A 19,320-nucleotide genomic window follows, 5' to 3' on the forward strand; every position below is an offset into this window, starting at 1 on the left:
GCGGCTTCTTCTTCCCCATGCTCTCCATGATGGACATCATCCTTCTGGGACCGAAGCCCCTGATCTGCGATGTCCGTCAAAGCGGATCAAGCCCAGCTGGCTACATGTCCCGCCTGGCGGACAACATCGAAGCGGTGCAACTGGGCACGGCAGCCGAGCTGCTGCAGCATGCCTCGGACACCCTCGACGACCAGGACGCGGGCCCGGAGGACCTGCGACGGTTGGCGAAGGGACTGACCAGGGCATTGCGGGACGTGCTCCGCGTCGCAGCCAGCCGCGGTCATCTCCTGGCGGTGAGCGATCCTCAACGCCCCTGAAGGGGGGATGGTTGCGCTTGGCGGCTGCTGGCGGTGACGTTCCGCTTCTCTTTACGGGGAGAGGAACCCGGGCTCTTCCACGGCAGCCTCCGCAGCGCGGCCTGACTAGCCGGTCTACTCAGAAGCCTCGCCGACCAGCGGGACGGAAGAAGCCCACGGCTCTGACCTCGTCGGATGCCGTGGGCTTCTGTCGTTGTTGGTTGGCGTCGGGTGGCCTCGGACGGCCCAGAGTTGATCCTCACGGGCCGGCCGGTGGGCGACAGGGGACACCTTTGTCAGGGGCCGCAGGCGCGCTGTCAGCTCTGATCGTGCTGGCAGTGGGCTGGTACCTCCGTAATCGCAGAGAGGTGTGTCCCCTTGGCAGCGCTCCCATACGCTAGGGCCCACGGCACGCCGCCGTCATGGCCAGGGGGAGCATGATGGAGCAGCTTCAGAAGCTCGTTGACCGCTACGGTGACTGTGAACAAGAGCCCGTGCGCTTCCGTCCAGGAACGTGGCGCTCATGGTTGGAGCCGCACGGAGCCGCGCACGTACTCGATATCGGCATTGGGTGTGCGACCGGGGCGAGCGGTGACCGTCTCATCAGTCGGGGCGACTTGGCCGATCTCCGTGATCGTGTTGGCGACGATCCCGACGGCCTGCGTGACCTGTTCGTGGCCGTGATGATCTGGGGTTCGGGCACCACAAACGGACGCGGGCCGCGTTACACCGAAGCAGCCCTGTCCGACGCCCGCATGCCTGGTGTCCTCCGGGCGACGCGCGAAGCGGTCCGAGATGGCGACTTGAGCAGGGCCTACCGGCAGTTCGCCCTCAAAGGAGTGAGGAGGTCCTTCTTCACGAAATGGTTTGCAGCCGTGGACGACCGCAACGCCACGTGGGATCGGGCTTTGATCCTCGACGATCGGGTCTTTCGTTCACTCAACGCCCTCGGGTGGTCCAGTTGGAAGGCGGCCGGCACCCGCCACTGGCCCACCCGATACGTCACCTACGTCAGCTCCATGCATGGTTGGGCCTCGGCTCTAGGCGTCACGGCGGACTGGCTTGAGTGGCTTCTCTTCTATCTGAACGGTCGCGTAGACGAGCCCTGAGCTTGGGAAGCTAAGGTGATCTAGGGTTCAGTGCCTCACTGACCTGCGGCGGAGGTTGCCTACGCCAGATGGACGGCTCCGTTGATTCCCCGGTGTTCCCCGTGGTTCCCCGCACGATCTGGCACGCGACTGGCACGGCCTCTTCGTGGACCATGAGCGCTGTGGCGGCTGAGGCCTCCCGCCTGGTCGAGACGGCGGGTTCCACCAGATGAGGGGCGTGTCTAGGATCTGCTCGTGCCCCCGATCACGATCAAGATGCCGACGCGTCGCCGCGTCGTTGCCGTGCTCTATGCCCTGTATTGCTGGGCGGTCTCCGCTGCCGTCATCGGGGCGTCGGGAGGGTTGTTGAAGACCGTAGGGGCCGCCCTCCAGGGTTTGAGTGTCGCCCTCATCGTGTGGGGCTTGGTTGTGCTGTGGGGCTCGTGTGCGTCAACAACGGTCGGACCGGAGGGGATCGGCCAGCGCTGGCCCGGGGTGAGGCGAACGATCCCATGGGAGAAGGTTGACGATGTCGCGGTGGTGCGGCTGGCAGGCTTCAAACCCCGCCGGCAGGTCCGAGTCAGCCTGAGGGGTGGGCGAAGGTGCCATCTGGTCGCGCCTGTGGATGGACTCCGGAAGCCGACGAACCCTGACTTCGACCAGGAGGCAGCGCGAATCGTGGACCATTGGGAATCGGTGAGACTGTCGTCCGGCCAGTCGTTCTAGCAGTCGATGCGATTGGCAGCGATCTTGAAAACCGTCGTGGCGCGAGTCACCGTGGGTTCAAATCCCACACCCACCGCGCAAGTGAACGGCCCCTGACCAGGCAAGACGGTCAGGGGCCGTTCCGCTGTGCGCTGCCCGCTCGCTACCGTGGTTCCCCGTGGTTGTCCGCACGTTCGGGCACGGATGGGGCACGGGCACCTGCTGATCCGTAGCTCTACAGAGATCGGTCAGCGAGGGTCATACAGGCTGCCGGGTGGATCGTGAGAGCGTTGTTAAGCGCTGACGGTTCCTGGGGTTGCTGTACTTCGCTGCTGCAGGGGTCATAGCCAGTGGTCTACCGCGGCAGGTACGCCGTGGTGACCATGATTCCCCCCAGCAGCTGGGACCCGCACGTCTTCGCCCCCATCCAGAGGTTGCCGTCGTAGAACCCATGCGTCGCCCCCGAGGGGTAGTCGACGGTCATTTCCAAGGTGCGGGTGGTGAGACCGGGAAGACTTCCAAGGACAGCGTCACCGCCGATCCAATAGGCGGTGGACGACTTGGTTGCCGGGTTCCAGGCCGTGATCATGTGATGCCACGACCCGCCGTTGAACTTCCACCAGACGGTGGGTGCCGCGCCCTTGTGGTTGCTGGGCGCCGACATCTGGTAGTCGAAGAACACACCCGAGAGCGATGCCGCCTTGGCGTTGCGCACCGTGGTGTAGGTGACCAGGTTCTGTCCTGCCTTCGTGGAGGTCGGCATCTTGGACAGGTTGCCAGAACCGGTGATCTCGCCGTAAGCGCAAGTCGGCTTGGAACTGGCAGAAGCCGCCGGCGCCGCCTGAACTGCGCCGGCAGGCATGGCCAGCACGCTCACCCCCGCGGCCACGGCTGCGAGTCCCCATCTGAAAAGCCTCATGAACGCCTCCGCTTCACGCCGTGCCATCACGAGCGCAGGCAGATCTTACGATCACCGGGTTGCACCCCCAGCAGGCTCTGTAGCCGAGATGATGGAGCCTCAGCTTGGAAAGCTAAGGTGATCTAGGGATCGCTGCGGGGCTGACGTGCGGCGGAAGCGTGCCGGCGCCTGTAGGCGCGTCCGTTGATTCCCCGCTGCTGGCCGGTGCTCCCCGTGGTCCCCTACACCATCTGGCACGCGCCCAGCACGGGCGGCGTGGCCTTCGGGCTCTCCGCGGGCTTGCTCGTCGCATCCTGACGGGCGCCCGTCAGACCGGGCCGAACTGCCCAGGTCCGCCGACGTTCGTGCTCATTGATGTCAGGCATGAATGTCACCCGCTGAACCCTCAGGCCAGTTCTTCGGGCTTAGGCATGGCTGTACCAGTGTCGCAGATCAACTCGTGTGACCTGGGGGCCCCAGCTCTGCACGGTCGTTGTCATTGGTCGTCGTTGGTCATCGCTGATCCTCCTCGGACGGCCCACAGACGGCCCTGCCGCACCGCTTCGCGCCAGGGAAATACCCAGGCGGGAGGGCAGGACTCCAGATCGGCGAGGGAGCGGTTCAGCGCGGGGTCCAGCCAGCACTCCTACCCCTTGGCAGATCTCTTCCCGACTGGCGCCGCTCACCCGCAAACACAGACGTTGACTTCTTCGCCCGATGCCGCCTTGGTCACTGTTGGGTCAGAGACCTCAGCGCAGGGGCCCGTTGGGAGTCAGGTTCCACTCATGCGCATGGACGAGTGGAACTTTCCCTAGAGCAAGCAGCCGATTCAGTACAGGTTCCGTATCGGCAAAGCTCAACGTGTCGTCACCGCTAACGGCTGCACCTTCCCAGAAAGGCGATGTGACTTCCCAAGACTCCACGGAGCAATGCTCAAGACCTGTGGATCAGCCCCGGGCCGGAACGCGGAGGCGTACCTTCCCGAATGATCCTTTGATGGTCACCGAGTAGGCTCGCGTTTGCAGCACGGGTCGGGAAGGCATGCTCATGCTCAGCGTAGTGAATGCCGACGGTTCCACCGAGTCTGGTTCCCTGATCGACGAGATCGTCCGCGACGGTGCCCGGCGGATGCTGGCCGCCGCGCTGGAGGCGGAAGTCAACCAGTACATAGCTGAGTTGGTCGCCGGGCGGGACGAGCGTGGGCACCGCCTGGTGGTCCGCAACGGCCACCATCGGCCCCGCACTGTCGTAACCGCGGCAGGTCCCGTCAAGGTCTCTGCGCCCCGGGTCAATGACCGCCGCGTCGACGAAGCCACGGGCGAGCGCAAGCGCTTCTCCTCGAAGATCCTGGCCCCGTGGTGCCGCAGGTCGCCGAAGGTCTCCGAGGTGCTGCCGCTGCTCTACCTGCACGGACTGTCGTCGGGAGACTTCGTGCCGGCGCTGGAGCAGTTCCTCGGCTCAGCGGCCGGGCTTTCGTCGGCCACCGTGACCCGGCTGACCAGGCAGTGGCAGGACGACCACGCCGCCTTCCAGCAGCGCGACCTCGCGGACCGTGACTTCGTCTACGTGTGGGCCGACGGCGTGCACCCCAAGGTGCGGCTCGGCCAGGCTCACTCCTGCGTGCTGGTGCTGCTCGGGGTGCGGCTTGACGGCACCAAGGAGCTGATCGCGCTGGCCGAGGGCCTGCGGGAGTCCACCGAGTCGTGGGCCGACCTGCTGCGTGACTGCCGCCGCCGCGGCATGCGCGACCCCGAGTTGGTCGTCGGCGACGGCGCGATGGGGTTGTGGAAGGCCCTGGCCGAGGTGTTCCCCGCTGCCCGGCACCAGCGCTGCTGGGTCCACAAGGCCCGAAATGTCACGAACTCTCTGCCGAAGTCAGCACAGCCGGGCGCGACGAAGGCGATGCACGAAATCTACAACGCCGAGGACCGCACGCACGCCGAGAAGGCGATCGAGGCGTTCGCGAAGACCTACGGGTCGAAGTGGCCCAAGGCCGTCGCGAAGATCACCGAGGACGCAAGGGAACTGCTGGCGTTCTACGACTTCCCCGCCGAGCACTGGATCCACCTGCGGACCACGAACCCCATCGAGTCCACGTTCTCCACGGTCAAACTACGGACCAAGGTCACCCGCGGGGCCGGCAGCCCGGCCGCGGCCCTCGCGATGGTGTTCAAGCTCGTCGAGTCCGCCCAGGAGCGCTGGCGCGCGATCACCGGCGCCTCACTCGTCGCCCTGGTCCGCTCCGGCGCCCGATTCGAGCGTGGACTCCTGGTCGAACGTGGCGAAGTCGCCGCAGCCTGAAAACCCACCGGGGCGCTGGCGTCCTCGAATGCTGAGAGGGTTCTGCGAGCCGTCGCAGACTATGCGAGGCCAGTAGTCCCGACGTCGTGAACAGGGGCAGGCCCGTAGGGTTAGCTGCGAGTGGGGGCGTTGATCGAGGAGGGTGCGGGGTGGCGGTCAACTGGGACGCCTTGACGACAACTGGTCTGGGAGCGGCCACCACGGTGCTCGGCATCGTGATCGGCGGGTTCGTAGGGCGGCGGAGTCAGGACCGGCAGAGGGTTCTGGACACACGGTCGGCGGCCTACGCCACGTTCCTGCGGGAATACGCCAAAGCCGAGATCGACCTCCGGGAGGCGTACACGGCCAATCGGCCCAACACCGTCGACTGGGACTCGTTCAACGGAGCACTGGTAGCCCTCAGCCTCGTCGCCCCCCAGGAGGTCAGCGCGGCCGTCCGGCCGATCCTCGAAGCACTCGGAGAACTATGCGTCTTGATCGTCCGTGAGCCGAAGATCGCCCGCGAGTACCAGCTGGTTCATGAAGCTCTGAGTCAAGGCCAGATTGCATTCGTGAACGCCGCAAGGCGGTCTCTCGACAGCTCACAAGGGCCTCTTGACTGGGTGATGGGAGGACCTCCTGCCTGGCCGGAAGTCGAGCGGTGGCTACCCGCCCAGACCAAAGGCAACTCTGAGTAGCCGCATCCGCAATCCACGCAAGATGGTTGTGTCTTGGATGCATCTACAAGGAATCCATCAGCAGGTCATCACGAGGGAAACTACCCCACTGATCCACGGGATTTGATAGTTACTCGACCCATCCTTGCTCTTCCGAAACCATCCAAGGGGTTGGAAATGGCTATTCCGTGGGAGCTTTTGATATCCACTGCAGGTGGTGTCACCGCCACCATCGTGGGCGTCGTTGCAGGCGGGGTCGTTGGGCGGCGCAGCGAGAATCGAAAGTTGCTTCTGGAGACACAGACGTCCGCCTATGAGAGGTTCCTGCAGGCTTTCGGCGCTGTCGAGATGGAGCTGCGTGAGGCGTTCCTCGAACGGCGCAGACCTGCAGTCGCATGGGGACCGTTCAACGCCGCGATCCAGTCGCTGAGCTTGGTGGCGAATCCCGAGACGGCCGCAGCAGCTCTCCAGCTCTGCGATGTCATCGAGGACTTCACCATTCTCTTCCACGATCGTCAGCCAGCGGATCTTGAGGAGCTCCGACCTGTCCACGCCGCCTTGGACCAAGGGCACTTGAAGTTCGTCAATGCGGCCCGACGCTCACTCCATCTCTCGCAGGAACGTCTCGACCAGACACTCGGCGGTCCGTCGCCCTGGCGTGGCATCGCCTTCGTGGACCAAGGCTGCGGCGAGGCTGAAGCACAATAAGTTTCTTCATCGGTGCTTCTCCAGGGTGAGGACGGCCTTACTCACCGCCGGAAGATCACTCAACCAGGACGCTTGTTCGAGGCAGCGAAACGGCTCCGGAGGGCGCCTCGGACCCAAACATATGCGCAGGTGACTGGCTGATCAGTGGGGCGTGATTGGTCCACAGATAGTCCACAGATTCGCAGCCTCGTCGCCGGGGGGCGCAGTACAGTTCGCGATCGTACGCGAGGCTGCGCCTCGGCGGCGGGTGCGTGGATAGAGCGACCGCGACCCTATCCAGGGCTGCCGGATGCTTCACTCTTGAGGCGCCGCCACGCTTCAACAGCCTTATTTAGGCGCGTCGACGGATCGTACTCACTGACGATGAGACCATTTTCTAGCTGCGGGGCAAGTTGTACGCGCGGAATTGCCGTGTTTAGATCAAGAGCCATACCGGCGAAAGCGAGGGTCTCTGAGATGTGTTGCCCAGCATTCACTCCGTTCACTCGGATTCCGATTCCACGCAGGTCGATTAGATAGCCAGAGCGCCAGAATTTGGCGCGAAGGTGGGCTGGCTCACCTTTCATGTTCAGGTTTAGTGTCACATTGTTGGCGGCGGACCGGATGATCAGCTTTTGGTAGTCCGATTCCATGTCCCACACTGCCACATCGCCCGATATCCACTCGTTGTCTTCAATCAGCGCTACCAGGTCGCCCTTCTCGCCGTGCAGAGTCAGCGACAGCTTGACGTGTCCGTTCGTGCCCGGTGTGAGAGCGAGCAGCGGTTCCCCGTCTGCAATGATTACTGGCCCTTCGTTCACTAGGAGAACGCCGCCTGCCAGCACCGCACAGTACTCTTGGTTGGTGTGGAGCATTCCTCCCGCCAAGCCCTTTCGTGCGTTGAATGGGCTTACCTGCATCTCCCTTTGCTGCTCCTGGGTGAAAACACCCTTCGTCGCCATGTCGTGGCATAGAGGGCAGAGGAGCATCATGTCTTCTACCCGGAAATGCTGGTCTTCGCTATACGGGATAATGTGGTGGTACTGGTAGATAGGGAGGCCGCATCGGCAGCAGCCGAAGCGGGCATGCTGGCGCAGCTTGCGCTTGACTTCAGATGGTGTCTTAGGGCGGTTCTCGAACAAGGTTTTACCTCTGGCTTATCGACCACGGTAGATGTACCTAAGCTAGCCGGGATCCCTTGCTGTGTCCGGAAAACGGGGTCGGCGAAGTTTCGATGCCACAGTCGAGTGAGTCACCTGAAGGTAAAGCCCTAGTTTGGAAGATCGCGTACGTAGATACTGAACTTGATTAGGTGATGTCGGTGCCGTTCGCCTGACAGTCGGCCGTTGGCACCGGTAGCCCTGGGGCGTGAGGTATGCACAGGGCGGTGGGCTGACCGAGGCGGGGAGGGCCGCACGGGAGCGGTTACGGCAGCAAGCCGTGGAGGGCTTCCGGGCCGGACAGAAGAACGCTGAGGTCGCTGCCGCGCTCCGGGTGAGCGAGCGGTCAGTGGAGCGGTGGCGACGGGCATGGCGCGAATACGGGGAGGCCGGGGTCCTGTCAAAAGGTTCCCCAGGGCGGCCCCGGCTCAGCGATGCACAAATCGTGAGACTGGAGCGCGAGTTGGAACGCGGTCCGCTGGCCCACGGCTGGGCGGACCAGCGATGGACGCTCGCGCGGATCAAGTCGCTGATCGGCCGGCTCTTCCACGTCTCGTACACCGTCGAGGGCACCTGGCGGTTGCTGAAGCGGCACGGCTGGTCGTGGCAGCAGCCGGCCCGGCGGGCGATCGAGCGGGACGACTCGGCGGTCGAGGTGTGGAAGAAGGAGACTTGGCCGCGGGTAAGAGAACCGCGGCGGAGCGCGGGGCCTGGATCGTCTTCGAAGACGAGGCCGGGCAGTCGATGACTCCGCCGCGTGCCAGGACCTGGGGCCGGATCGGCCGGACGCCCGTTGCTCGGGTCAGGGGGCGGGGCTCGGGACGGGTGTCGATGGCAGGCATGGCCTGCTACAAGCCGGGCCAGCGGTCTCGGCTCATCTATGCGATCCGCGAGTACCGAGGCCGCAAAGACGAGCCGAAGGGCTTCGGCTGGCGAGACTTCCGCGACCTGGTCGTCCGCGCCCGCATCCAGCTCGGCGGTCCGATCGTGCTGGTCTGGGACAACGTCCGCCTCCACCTGACTGCAGGTATGAAGGAGTTCATCGAAGCGAACGCCGAGTGGCTCACCGTCTTCCAGCTGCCGGCCTACGCTCCAGATCTGAATCCGCAGGAGGGCATCTGGTCGCTGGTCAAGCGTGACATCGGCAACCTCGCAGCGGCCGATCTCGACCAGATCACCCGCGCCGTGAAACGCCGGCTCAAGCAGATCCAGTACCGCCCTGATGTGGTCGATGGCTGTCTCGCCGGCACGGGCCTGACCTTGGATCCGGCCCGTTGATGGACGCAGTGATATTAATGCCCGACCGCTGACGGCGGCAGGTGTGGCAGCATCACCGCCATGTCTTTGCTGACCTGGGACTACGACGGTGATCTGTACTGCGCTCTCACCACCGAGACAGGTGCGAGCGAGAGCCGGACCACTCATCTCGAGCTCAGCGAGGCCCGCATGGTTCCAGGCGGAGCCCCTTCCATGCCTGCTTCACCGGCTCCAGGGCCGACAGCCGTGACGGTGGTTGTCTACGCGCCCGAGGAGGAGAAGCCTGCAGAGGTCTTCTTCGACAAGACGCAAACGCTGCCGTTCGCCGTCTTGCAGCACTTCGTGGCGATCGTCGCCTCACGGTTGGCAAGCACGGGATCGTAGAGCAGCCGCCCCGGCGGCACGGCGAGACTCTGGGCCGACATCACGAGTTCAAGTTCAGTAGCTGCTTACCTGCCGAGACGCTGACCTGCGTGTTCTGGGTGCGATGACTGTGGCTCCCCGCTGTTCCCCGGCAGAAGCTGCTGGATCGGGCACGTGGAGGGCACGGTTGCGCTCTGCCGCTCTCGGTCACGTCCGCCGAGGTGGTGTATTGACGGCCACTCGGTGATCTTGTTTTCGAGGCTATGCGGTGAGTTCGGTGGGCAGGACGGTGTCGTCGGTTTCTGACTCGATCGGGTGGAGGCGGGCCTTGGCCAGCAGGTCGAGTCCCATGTAGCGGCGGGCTTCGGTCCACTCGTCGTTCTGTTCGGCCAGCACCGCGCCGACCAGGTGGATCAGGGCGGTGCGGTCGGGGAAGATGCCCACGACGTCGGTGCGGCGGCGGATCTCCTTGTTCAGCCTCTCCTGCGGGTTGTTGGACCAGATCTGCCGCCAGATCTCACGCGGGAACGTGGCGAAGGCCAGCAGGTCGTGCTGAGCAGCATCCAGGTGCTCGGCGGCTTTGGGGAACTTCGCCTCCAGTGCGTCCAGGACATGCCGCATCTGGGCCTTCACCGCGTCGGTGTCGGGCTGTTCGAAGACCGTCCGCAGCAGCGTGGCCACCCACGGCTGGGCCGACTTGGGCACCTGGCTCAGCAAGTTGCGGGCGTGGTGGGTGCGGCACCTCTGCCAGGAGGCGCCGGGCAAAACGGCACCGACAGCGTCGATGAGGCCGGCGTGGGCGTCGGAGACGACCAGCTGGACGCCGGACAGGCCGCGGGCGATGAGCGAGCGCAGGAACGCCAGCCAGCCGGCACCGTCCTCGGCGGTGGCGACGTCCAGGCCGAGGATTTCCCGGTGGCCGTCGGCGTTCACGCCCACCGCGATCAGGGCGTGGACGTTGATGATGCGGCCGCCCTCGCGGACCTTCTGAGTCAGCGCATCCACCCAGATGAACGCATACGGCCCGGCGTCCAACGGGCGGTTGCGGAATGCGGTGACCTGCTCGTCCAGGTGCCGGGCCATCGCCGAGACCTACGACTTCGACAGCTGCGTGACGCCGAGCGACTCGGCGAGTTTCTCGACCCGGCGGGTGCTGACACCGAGCAGATAGGCGGTGGCCACGACCGAGATCAGGGCCTGTTCGGCCCGGCGCCGGCGTTCCAGCAGCCAGTGCGGGAAGTAGCTGCCGGACCTGAGCTTGGGGATGGCCAGCTCGATCGTGCCGGCCCTTGTGTCCCACTCGCGTGGGCGGTAACCGTTGCGGTGGTTGACTCTTTCCTCGCTGACCTGGCCGTATTCGGCGTTGCAGAGGGCGTCGGCCTCGGCGGACATGAGTGCGTCGGCGAACGTCTTGACCATCGCGCGCAGCAGATCAGGACTCGCCGCGGCGAGGTTGTCTTCGGCGAGGGCACGCAGGGGCAGACTGTCGGGTGCGGTCATCGTGCTGATCTCCTTCGGGCTTCGACACCTCGAAGATCAGCCGGTGGCCGTGCGTCTATGCGGGCATCACCCCGACGCCGGAGCAAACCCCCGGATCAGGTCGAACCCGTACACCACTTCCAAGGACGCAACCCCGCTCCCGTGCCTCCAGGCGATGAGCCGAATGGCGCATGGTTCGGCTCAACCGGGCACCGTCGCTTTCGGCCTTCCAGTGATTCCAGACGACGAGCGCTCGTAAGATCATCTGGTCATCTTCGAGGAGTTATGGCTGGGGGCGGGATGGGGACGGGCGAGCAGTTCGTGACGATAGGAGCCGTACTGCTTGGTGCGCTGTCCACCCATGTCACCAACCACCTCATGGAGCGGAGCAAGATCCGCCACCAACTCATGACCCGGTGGGACGACAAGAAGGTCGAGACGTACGCGGAGTACGTGGACGCTGCGAAGGCGCGGATCGCCGCGTCCGTTCGGGTGTACGAGGTCAGAGAAGGGCTGCGTGAAGATCACAGGCCCAAGGAAGAGCTTCGCAGGGACCTAGCTGAAGCAAGCCAACGCTGGGGGTCTGCCTTCGAACGGGTCATGCTCTTCGGCGGCGACGATGCGATCGAGGCTGGCCATGAGCTGAACTCACTGCTTGCCGAGATCGTCTGGCAGGCGGAAGGAAAGCTCACAGGGACTCTCAGCGAATGGCGTGAACGGCATCGCGCCGCGTTCCGGGCGATCAACACCTTCCATGAAGCGGCCCGGCAAGACCTGGGCATCTCGGGGAACGTCACCGGTGAGAGACATCCGGAGCGCGACCTCTTACTCCCGCCCTCCCGCTTACTCCCGCCCTCCCGCGACGCGGCCGAGGACTGATGTTCCTCAACACTGCTTCGCTGATGGGCGCCTGCGCCGGTACCCAACCCACCATCGCTCACCAGGGGAGGGCTGCCTTCGGCTGTCGTCATCTGTCGTCGTCGGCCGCCCTCGGACGGCCCACAGACGGCCCCAGGGATACCCCCGGGGCCGCTAGTGGTTCCCGTTGCCTGGCCCCCTCGATGCGAACTATGGGCAGGATGGTCATTGAGGTCAGGTGGGCTGGTCAACTGGTCGCCAAGGACCGTTGGCGGTCCGTGGCGGTCGTGGTGGTTGCTGTACTTCACTGCTGTACTGCACTGGGTCGTTCCCCCAGGCCAGAAGTGCTGCGTGACCGCATATCGAAGGACATCGAGACGCCCCACTCATCACAGGTCGATTGGTCAACCGATGGCGCTATGCCGTCAGCGGGTTGACGTTGGATGGCGATCAAGGCGGCGTCGTCGTCGAGTCGGCCGCCGACGTGGTTGAGAAGGTCGCCGCGGAGATGGTTGAGGAGTGCCGTGGAATGGCGGTGGTTCTGGTGGGTGAGTCGTTTGGCGAGCGGGTAGAACTCGCCGTCGGTATTGCGGGCTTCGATGGCACCGTCGGTGTAGAGGAGGAGGGTGTCTTCGGCCCCTAGGGCGAAGGTGTCGAGGTGGTAGGTGGTTTGCGTCAATGCGCCCAGGCCCAGCGGGGGCGCGGGTTGGCCGGCTTCCAGGGGCACGACGTCGTGCGCTCGTAGGAGTAGCGGTGGGGGGTGTCCGCAGGTGACGCTCCGCACGAGGGGCTCGGCGTCGGGGATTTCGAGGAGAGTGGCGGTGACGAACGCCTCTTCGGTCTGTTCGGGGCTCACTGCTTCGGATGCGTCGCTGCGGACGCTTGAATCCAGGTAGGCGGCGAGTTCCGGCAGCGTGGTCAGCCGGCGGGCGGCGTCGCGGAACGTGCTGATGGTGTGGGCGGCGTTGCCGACCGCCGCCAGGCCCTTGCCTCGTACGTCGCCGATGATCAACCGTGTTCCCGTGGGCGTGCGCACGGCGGCGTAGAGATCTCCGCCGATGCGTGCTTCGTTCTCTGCCGCCAGGTACGTCGAGGCCAGGTGAAGAGGGCCGAGTCGGTGGGGGAGGGGAGGCAGTATGGCGCGTTGCGTGGCCTCGGCGACTGCGCGCAGCTGGACCAGCTTTCGCTGTCCCCGTTCCGTCAGGTACCGGGCGATCACGACGGCCACCGAGGTCGCAATGAGGGCAGCCGCCTGTGGCGGGTTCACCGATTGGCGGACCAGGTAGATGGCCATCAAAGCCGACACGGCCATGACGCCGACAAGTCCGGTGACCCGGGAGCTCGCGTACCAGGAAGTGAGTACAGGCGCCATGATCAGCAAGTCGCCGAGATGAACTGCGCCAGGCACCTGAAGATCGATGAGTGTGATCGCCAGAATGAACAGCAGGGTGATGGTCAGCATGGATCGTGATTGCGGCAAGGTGCGCGAGTGAACGAGTGACGGCCTGGCTCGGTGATGCATCAGGTGTGGCTCCTGCATGCCACGCGGAGCCGTACACGCAGGGTCGCGGAAAGTGAATGCCATGCGCTGCTCCCTCTAGGATCAGATCATCTATTCTGATGATTCTATCAATTGAAACGGACATATACGGGCATGCGGGGTCATGTGTGGTAGGTCACAAGCTTTGTGGATGCCGGCCGGGCTTGATCAGGGCGAGTCTCCGCCGCTGGGCAGGGACGTTCCGCGGCTGGGGTGACGACTGACCCGCCGTCCCTCGTGGTGCACGGTACCGAGCGGTCGGCGTAGCGACTTTGGCCGGGAGCTGCTTTGGCGCGAGTGATCATGGCCCCGTAAGCTTCCGGCGCGTCGGGCAGTCTGTGGACCTGCCCGGTAAAGCACGACGTTGGGGCCATGATCTTCGAGGCTCGCGCCAAAGCGGCTGGCTAAAGTCGCGGAGCCGACCGCCCCAGCCACGGCGTGTTCTGACCTGATGCCCCGTGTGCCTGCCTCTTGGGCGGGAGCGGGCGGCCGGCGGTGCCGAGCGGGGCGGAGACATGAGCGCGGGCGCCGCCGGCCGCCCGCGCCCGCCCGGAGGAGCGAAGCGACGACGGGTGCTTGATGAAGTAGGGAAAGTCTTATCCCTCGGCTGGGTGGGCCTCTCGTCGGTACTCATCGAACAGGCTGAAGAACAGCTCAACCGCAGGTACGCCGGCCTCTTGTGCCTCGCGTTCGATCTCGACCGCCCAGCCAAGGGAGCTGTGACGGCCGAGCCGCTGCCACAACCACTCGGCGAACGGGCCCTGAGTGCCAGGGCTCCAGAAGGGGAAGTCTTCCTCGGCACCGTGCACTGCCATCGCGGCTCGGTAGCCGATGAGCATGGAGTCCAAGTGCTGGAGTGAGCCGCCGCGTAGCCACGTACCGGGGCGGAGGCGTATCTCATCAAGGAACTCATGGACGCTGGAGAGCTCCGTGATGTGCCTCGGTTGCCGACGTGCGTTATCCGCTTCTGTCATCGGGTGAGCAGCTGCCTGCCATCGTGGCTGCGTACGTGCGGGCCGTTGCCGTCCAAGGCGTCCAAAAGCCTGACGGCGAAGACCTCGGACATACGCGCGCTGACCTCGTCGGGTGTGAGCCAAGCAACAGCCGTGGACTCGCTTGAGGCGCGCTCTGTGCCGCCGGAGGGCTTGCAGCGGAAGACCAGGGCCACGATGCCGCGGGTGAGGTTCTTGTAGACGCCGGTCAGTTCGTCGACCTCGACGTGGATGCCGGTCTCCTCCAGGACCTCGCGGGCGACGCCGGCCTCGGAGGTCTCGTTGAGTTCGAGGATGCCCGGAGTTCCCAGGTGCCGTTGTCGGCTCGGCGGATCGCCAGGAGGCGGCCGTCCTCGCGCACCACCACTCCGGCCACGGATACGGAGTGCAGGGGAGACGGCGTCGCTTCCTGTGCTTGACTCATGTAGAGGAGCATAGGAGGCAGAGAAGGACTATGGGAACTGCGGCTGGAGGGGTCGGGTCCGGACCTCGGTACGTGCAGATCGCGGACGAGATCGTGCAACAGATCCGGGCGGGAGTTCTCAAGCCTGGCGACATGGTGCCGAGTGAGTCTGAGCTGGTGGAGCGCTACGGCGTGTCCGGCGGGACGATCCGTAAGGCCATGGTCGAGGTGCGGGCGAGTGGGCTGGTCGAGACCCGGCACGGCAAGGGCTCGATCGTGAAGAACCGGCCTCCGGTGCGGCACCGCTCCTCCGATCGCTTCCGGCGCTCGCTCCGGCAGGGCGGACAGGCGGCCCACCTCGCGGAGTCCGCTCAGTCCGGCGCCACCGCCAAAGTCAGCGTTCTCTACATCGGGCCCATGGAGGCGCCCGAGGATGCCGCCCAGCGACTGGGCGTCTCGGTCGGTACGCAGGTGCTGGCTCGTCGTCGCCTGTACTTCCGTAACGGCACCCCGGTCGAGACCGCGACGTCGTACCTGCCCTGGGACGTCGTGAAGGACATCCCGGAGCTGTTCGCCGAGAACCCCGGCGGCGGTGGCATCTACGCCCGACTCGAAGACCACGGGCATGAGTTCGCGGAGTTCGTCGAGACGCTGCAAGCGCGGCCGGCCTCCAAGGCGGAAGCCTCGGAGCTGGCACTGAGTCCGGGTGCGCCCGTGGTTCATCTGATCCGTGAGGCCCGTACGACCGCGGGTCTCGTGGTTGAAGTGTGCGACACCCTCATGGCCGCTGACCAGTTCGTTTTCGAGTACCGGATCCGTGCCGCCGACTGACGCGCACTCAACTCTCCGCAACCCGTCACGAGTTCCTCTTCGTGGCGGATTGACTCATGTACAGGAGTCAGGCACTCTTCTTCATGTCGCTCATGTGCATGAGTGGCGGAGTTCAGCATCTATAGAGGAGTGATCTCTGCGTCAGATTCCCGTCGACACCGCCGGCGCGGTCGTGATGGTCGCCAAGTCCCCGCAGGTCAAGGTCCGTGACCGCCGTACCGGCGAGATCGCCACCGACGCCGAGACCGGGGCCAAGCTGATGACGGTCGACGTGATGTTCGCGGCGAACGAGGAGGTGGAGATCCTCTCCATCACCGTCCCGGAGCCCGGCATCACCGGCGAACTGGCCATGGGCACGCCGGTCGCACTCACCGGCTTGATCGCCCGCCCCTGGGAGAACGACTTCAACGGCCAGAAGCGGCACGGCATCGCGTTCCGCGCGGTCGCGGTCACCTCGCTCGCCGACGCCGCCGCAGGGCCCAAGGCGGCCTGATCATGACCGGCTTCTCGGTCTCCCTGGTGCTGGTCGCCGTCGCCGCGGTTCTTCTGCGGTGGCGGCGCCCCGCCTGGTACTGGCTGACCTTCGGGGTCACGCTGGCCGTGGTGCGGGTCCTGGTCCGGTACGGCTCCGTCATGGACGCGTGCGGGTTAACGGTGCCGCCTGCGCGGTGGCGCCTCGCTCTCGCCCGTGCCACCAACCGGCCGATACCGGGACCACGGGCCCCGCGCATCCTGCGGTTGCGGCCCACTCGCACCGGCCTGGTCCTGCGGCTCAAGCTCCGCCCCGGGCAGGACGCCTTCGACATCGCCGCCGCCTCGGACCGGCTCCGGCACTCGTTCTCCATGTACGGCGTGACCTCGCGAGAGCTGCGCTCCGGCGTCGTAGAGGTGCGGATGACCGGCTACGACGTCCTCAAGCGGGTGCAGATGCCGGCCAAGACCGACATCCGGCCAATGCGGGTACCGGTCGCCCTGCGGCAGGACGGCTCAGTGCACTACCGCGACTACCGGGCGATACCCCACGCCCTCACCCTCGGGGCCACGGAGTCCGGCAAGTCCGTCTACCAGCGCAACCTGGTCGCGGGACTCGCGCCGATGGACGTCGCCCTCGTCGGCATCGACTGCAAGCAGGGGGTTGAGCTGTTCCCGCTGGCCCGCCGGTTCTCGGCGCTGGCCGACGATCCCGACACCGCCGCCGAAGTACTCGATGCGCTCGTGGTCCGGATGGGGCGCATCTATGAGGTCATCCGGGCTCAGCAGCGCATCGCCGCCGACGTGCCGGACGCGGAGATCGCCGCCGACATCTGGGACCTGCCCGATCACCTGCGCCCGGTCCCGGTCGTGGTCCTGGTCGACGAGGTCGCCGAACTCGCCCTGTACGCCAACAAGGAGGAGGAAAAGCGCCGGGATCGCATCATTACCGCCCTGGTTCGCCTCGCCCAGCTCGGCCGCGCGGCCGGTATCTACCTTGAAATCTGCGGGCAGCGCTTCGGCTCCGAACTCGGCAAGGGCATCACCATGCTCCGCGCCCAGCTCACCGGCCGAACCGCCCACCGCGTCAACGACGAGACATCCGCCAACATGGCCTTCGGCGACATCGCCCCGGACGCCGTACTCGCCGCCATCCAGATCCCGGCCGAAATGCGGGGACTCGCCATCTCGGGCGACTCCTCCGGAGGGTGGCACCGCATCCGCGCCCCGCATACCTCGCTCCGCCAGGCCGTGAACATCTGCAACCGGCACGCCGACCGGACCCCGGACCTGCCCGAGCTGGCTCCGTTCCGGCCCGCCCTCTCCGCCTCCGCCGCCACTCCCGTGTCGCTGGCCAAGGCTTCCTCAGTCGCCGTCTGATCTCTCTCTGATCCTCACCGGTCGGCGCGACCGCCTTCGCGTCAGGTCCCTACCCCCGCCATGCCCAAAGAAGGGAGACCCCGAAGTGTGCCCGAACTGCGAGGACTTCGCCCGGACCGTGCTCCTGCTCGGCCAACTCGCCTTGTACGCCGATATGACCGGCGCCGACCTCGACTTCGTGGAAGCCGTCAGCGCGTCCCTCGCCGTCTCGCTACCCGAACCCCCGCCCGGCACCTTCCCGCCCGGCTACGACCCCGACGGCGGCCCGGACTACCCCGGTGACTCCTGATGGGTTCCCGTCACGGCCTCCGTGTCGACGCGGTCCTTGTCCAGGCCGTCATCGCCGGTGCCCTGTCCTTCGCTCACCTGCACGATCTGGCCTCCGCTGCCGGTCAGAACGGGTGGAAGGCCTGGGCCTACCCGGTCAGTGTCGACCTGCTCTTGGTCGCCGCCTGGCGGCGCCTGCGCAGTGAGGGCCCGTCTCGGCTGGCCTGGTGCTGGTTCCTCGTCGCGCTGTTCGCCTCGCTCGGCGCCAACGTCGCCACGGCCGGGTTCCTGGATCTGGCCGACCCGCCCGCCCTGCTCCGCCTCGGCATCGCCGGATGGCCCGCGCTCGCCTTCCTCGGCGGAACGCTCCTCGCGCACTCGTCGGCTGCGGAGTCGGGACCGGTGCCGCCGGCATCTGTCGCGGACGTGGAGGAGGTCGTGTCTCCGGTCGAGCAGCCGGTCCCGGACGCCGAACGTGCATCGGCAACTGAGCCGGTGCCCGATCCTGACGCGGCCCCCGCATCTCCGGCCCCGGCCCCCGCTCCTCCGGTCCCTGCCGTCCTGGTCGACCACGCCCGCAAGGTCGCCGACGAGTACCGCGCCCGTACCGGTGCCCCGATCGACACAGACACCCTGCGCTCCCGCCTCGGTGTCCCGCCCCACCTCGCCGACGCCATCGCCGCCCACCTCACCTGACCAGCACGAGAGGAAGACCAGTGACCCGCGACCCGGCCGACCTGACCGCCTCCGACTACCTCGACGGCGCCCGCGAGATGGCTGCCGCCAACCGGCCCTTCCTCGCCCACCTGCTCGCCGAGGAAGCCGCCCGCCTCACCGCCGACCCGGCCACCGCCGCCGGTATCCGCGCCAGCTTCCCCGCCCCGACCACGGCCCGAGAGGAGACCGACTGACATGCCCGCCCGCGACCACTTCCACTCCGTGATGCACATCGGCCCGGTGCAGATCGGCACGCACCGCGACCGCCACGGCCAGACCAAGCACGCCGCCGTGTGCACCTCCGACGACTGCGGTTGGTCCGCCGACTACTCCAGCCAGTCCGCGGCCCAACTCGCCGCCCGCACCCACCGCTGCCGCGTCCGCTAGGAGACCCACCGCCATGCAGGTACCGCTCTGGTTCGCCCTGCTCGTCGTCGGCTACCTCGGCGTCAAGCTCATCCGCCCGCCCGCCTGGCTCATCGCCGTGCTCCTGCTCGGCGGCTTCCTCCTTGCCGACAGCGTCCTCGCCCCGGCCATCAACGCGCTCGTCAAGTAGCCCGCCCGCGAGAGGAGACCACCCATGTTCCGCCCGAAGATCCCTACCATGCCCATGCCGACGGGCCTCACCACCCCGCCCGCCGTCATCGAGCCGACCACCGTCACCCGGAACGCAGAGATCCCGCCGGCCACCACGCCTACTCCGGCGCCGTCCCGGCCCCCGGTCCAGCTCACCCCCGGCACAGCGCTCGCCCTCGTCGGCGGCGGCACGGCCGTCGTCCTGGTCCTCGGCGCCGTCCTGGTCTCCCTGCTTCTGGCGGTCGCCATCACCGGCGCCTCAGTCGCCGTCTGCGCCGTCGTCCTGCGCTCCCTGCTCGCCTCCGACGCCAAGCGTCGCTGACCGGCACCCGGGCGGCCTTGATACCGCCAAGCATCCGCCGCCCGGGCGCCGTCCCTGTCCGATCTCGCAACCG

At 66.3% G+C, this 19,320-nt stretch carries 21 protein-coding genes and 2 pseudogenes; 18 read left to right on the plus strand and 5 right to left on the minus strand.

What is annotated here, in order from left to right; translation table 11 throughout:
- Nucleotides 1–26: 26 nt before the first annotated feature.
- The gene (locus ABT288_RS20005) at nt 27–317 is read left to right on the plus strand and encodes a hypothetical protein (RefSeq protein ID WP_502972787.1); all 291 of its coding nucleotides are present in this window, start codon (nt 27–29) and stop codon (nt 315–317) included.
- Between the two features lie 416 nt (nt 318–733).
- A complete protein-coding gene (locus tag ABT288_RS20010) occupies nt 734–1,405 on the plus strand; it encodes an 8-oxoguanine DNA glycosylase OGG fold protein (protein ID WP_351609322.1) in 672 nt (223 codons plus the stop codon).
- A 1,039-nt stretch (nt 1,406–2,444) separates the two neighbouring features.
- On the opposite strand, the gene ABT288_RS20015 is transcribed toward ABT288_RS20010, so the two are convergent.
- Nucleotides 2,445–2,852, minus strand: a complete 408-nt coding sequence (locus ABT288_RS20015) for a hypothetical protein (RefSeq protein ID WP_351609325.1) — start codon at nt 2,850–2,852, stop codon at nt 2,445–2,447.
- A 1,182-nt stretch (nt 2,853–4,034) separates the two neighbouring features.
- Here ABT288_RS20015 and ABT288_RS20020 point away from each other — a divergent pair.
- From ABT288_RS20020 to ABT288_RS20030, 3 genes are all read left to right on the plus strand, one after another.
- Entirely contained in the window at nt 4,035–5,288 is a 1,254-nt protein-coding gene (locus ABT288_RS20020) for an IS256 family transposase (protein WP_351609328.1), read from the plus strand.
- 149 nt (nt 5,289–5,437) lie between these two features.
- Complete coding sequence (locus ABT288_RS20025; protein WP_351218132.1) at nt 5,438–5,965, plus strand: hypothetical protein; 528 nt, start codon at nt 5,438–5,440, stop codon at nt 5,963–5,965.
- A gap of 156 nt (nt 5,966–6,121) precedes the next feature.
- Nucleotides 6,122–6,652: a hypothetical protein gene (locus ABT288_RS20030; protein ID WP_351609331.1), complete on the plus strand. Its 531-nt coding sequence runs from the start codon at nt 6,122–6,124 to the stop codon at nt 6,650–6,652.
- A gap of 272 nt (nt 6,653–6,924) precedes the next feature.
- Here ABT288_RS20030 and ABT288_RS20035 read toward each other — a convergent pair whose 3' ends face one another.
- Nucleotides 6,925–7,773, minus strand: a complete 849-nt coding sequence (locus tag ABT288_RS20035; protein ID WP_351609334.1) for an HNH endonuclease — start codon at nt 7,771–7,773, stop codon at nt 6,925–6,927.
- Nucleotides 7,774–7,999: 226 nt separating this feature from the next.
- On the opposite strand from ABT288_RS20035, the gene ABT288_RS50270 reads away from it, so the two are divergent.
- Nucleotides 8,000–9,069 (plus strand): IS630 family transposase gene (locus ABT288_RS50270; RefSeq protein ID WP_502972785.1). Its coding sequence is split into 2 segments (ribosomal slippage): nt 8,000–8,446 and nt 8,449–9,069, totalling 1,068 coding nucleotides; the frame shifts between segments, so codons are not numbered across the junction.
- 60 nt (nt 9,070–9,129) lie between these two features.
- Nucleotides 9,130–9,432, plus strand: a complete 303-nt coding sequence (locus ABT288_RS20050; protein ID WP_351609338.1) for a hypothetical protein — start codon at nt 9,130–9,132, stop codon at nt 9,430–9,432.
- Nucleotides 9,433–9,672: 240 nt separating this feature from the next.
- Here ABT288_RS20050 and ABT288_RS20055 read toward each other — a convergent pair.
- Nucleotides 9,673–10,911 (minus strand): annotated as a pseudogene (locus ABT288_RS20055) (IS256 family transposase).
- Nucleotides 10,912–11,190: 279 nt separating this feature from the next.
- Between ABT288_RS20055 and ABT288_RS20060 the strand changes: the two are divergent.
- Complete coding sequence (locus ABT288_RS20060) at nt 11,191–11,769, plus strand: hypothetical protein (protein WP_351609340.1); 579 nt, start codon at nt 11,191–11,193, stop codon at nt 11,767–11,769.
- Between the two features lie 283 nt (nt 11,770–12,052).
- Here the strand turns inward: ABT288_RS20060 and ABT288_RS20065 are convergent, their stop codons facing one another.
- Nucleotides 12,053–13,210, minus strand: a complete 1,158-nt coding sequence (locus ABT288_RS20065; protein ID WP_351609342.1) for a PP2C family protein-serine/threonine phosphatase — start codon at nt 13,208–13,210, stop codon at nt 12,053–12,055.
- Between the two features lie 650 nt (nt 13,211–13,860).
- Here ABT288_RS20065 and ABT288_RS20070 point away from each other — a divergent pair.
- On the plus strand, nt 13,861–14,148 hold the full coding sequence (locus ABT288_RS20070; protein ID WP_351609345.1) for a hypothetical protein: 288 nt from the start codon (nt 13,861–13,863) through the stop codon (nt 14,146–14,148).
- A 110-nt stretch (nt 14,149–14,258) separates the two neighbouring features.
- On the opposite strand, the pseudogene ABT288_RS20075 reads toward ABT288_RS20070, so the two are convergent.
- A pseudogene (locus ABT288_RS20075) lies at nt 14,259–14,716 on the minus strand (NUDIX hydrolase).
- Between the two features lie 18 nt (nt 14,717–14,734).
- Here ABT288_RS20075 and ABT288_RS20080 point away from each other — a divergent pair.
- The 9 genes from ABT288_RS20080 to ABT288_RS20120 all read left to right on the plus strand — a co-directional run bounded on the left by ABT288_RS20080 (nt 14,735) and on the right by ABT288_RS20120 (nt 19,247).
- Entirely contained in the window at nt 14,735–15,514 is a 780-nt protein-coding gene (locus ABT288_RS20080) for a GntR family transcriptional regulator (RefSeq protein ID WP_351609348.1), read from the plus strand.
- Between the two features lie 136 nt (nt 15,515–15,650).
- Complete coding sequence (locus ABT288_RS20085; RefSeq protein WP_225101437.1) at nt 15,651–16,007, plus strand: SCO3933 family regulatory protein; 357 nt, start codon at nt 15,651–15,653, stop codon at nt 16,005–16,007.
- A gap of 2 nt (nt 16,008–16,009) precedes the next feature.
- Nucleotides 16,010–17,365, plus strand: coding sequence for an FtsK/SpoIIIE domain-containing protein (locus ABT288_RS20090; RefSeq protein WP_351609351.1), 1,356 nt, complete (start codon nt 16,010–16,012; stop codon nt 17,363–17,365).
- Nucleotides 17,366–17,450: 85 nt separating this feature from the next.
- Nucleotides 17,451–17,654 (plus strand): hypothetical protein, encoded by a 204-nt coding sequence (locus tag ABT288_RS20095; RefSeq protein WP_351609354.1) that lies wholly within the window; start codon nt 17,451–17,453, stop codon nt 17,652–17,654.
- A complete protein-coding gene (locus ABT288_RS20100; RefSeq protein WP_351609357.1) occupies nt 17,654–18,328 on the plus strand; it encodes a DUF2637 domain-containing protein in 675 nt (224 codons plus the stop codon). The genes ABT288_RS20095 and ABT288_RS20100 overlap by 1 nt, the downstream gene beginning before the upstream one ends.
- A gap of 20 nt (nt 18,329–18,348) precedes the next feature.
- A complete protein-coding gene (locus ABT288_RS20105; RefSeq protein ID WP_225101441.1) occupies nt 18,349–18,543 on the plus strand; it encodes a hypothetical protein in 195 nt (64 codons plus the stop codon).
- Between the two features lies 1 nt (nt 18,544).
- Nucleotides 18,545–18,736, plus strand: coding sequence for a mobile element transfer protein (locus ABT288_RS20110; RefSeq protein ID WP_225101442.1), 192 nt, complete (start codon nt 18,545–18,547; stop codon nt 18,734–18,736).
- 13 nt (nt 18,737–18,749) lie between these two features.
- Complete coding sequence (locus ABT288_RS20115) at nt 18,750–18,905, plus strand: hypothetical protein (protein WP_107069211.1); 156 nt, start codon at nt 18,750–18,752, stop codon at nt 18,903–18,905.
- Nucleotides 18,906–18,929: 24 nt separating this feature from the next.
- The gene (locus tag ABT288_RS20120; protein WP_351609362.1) at nt 18,930–19,247 is read left to right on the plus strand and encodes a SpdD-like protein; all 318 of its coding nucleotides are present in this window, start codon (nt 18,930–18,932) and stop codon (nt 19,245–19,247) included.
- The last annotated feature ends 73 nt before the right edge of the window (nt 19,248–19,320 follow it).

Source organism: Streptomyces sp. NPDC001093 (assembly GCF_040298985.1).
In the GTDB taxonomy this organism is placed as follows: domain Bacteria; phylum Actinomycetota; class Actinomycetes; order Streptomycetales; family Streptomycetaceae; genus Streptomyces.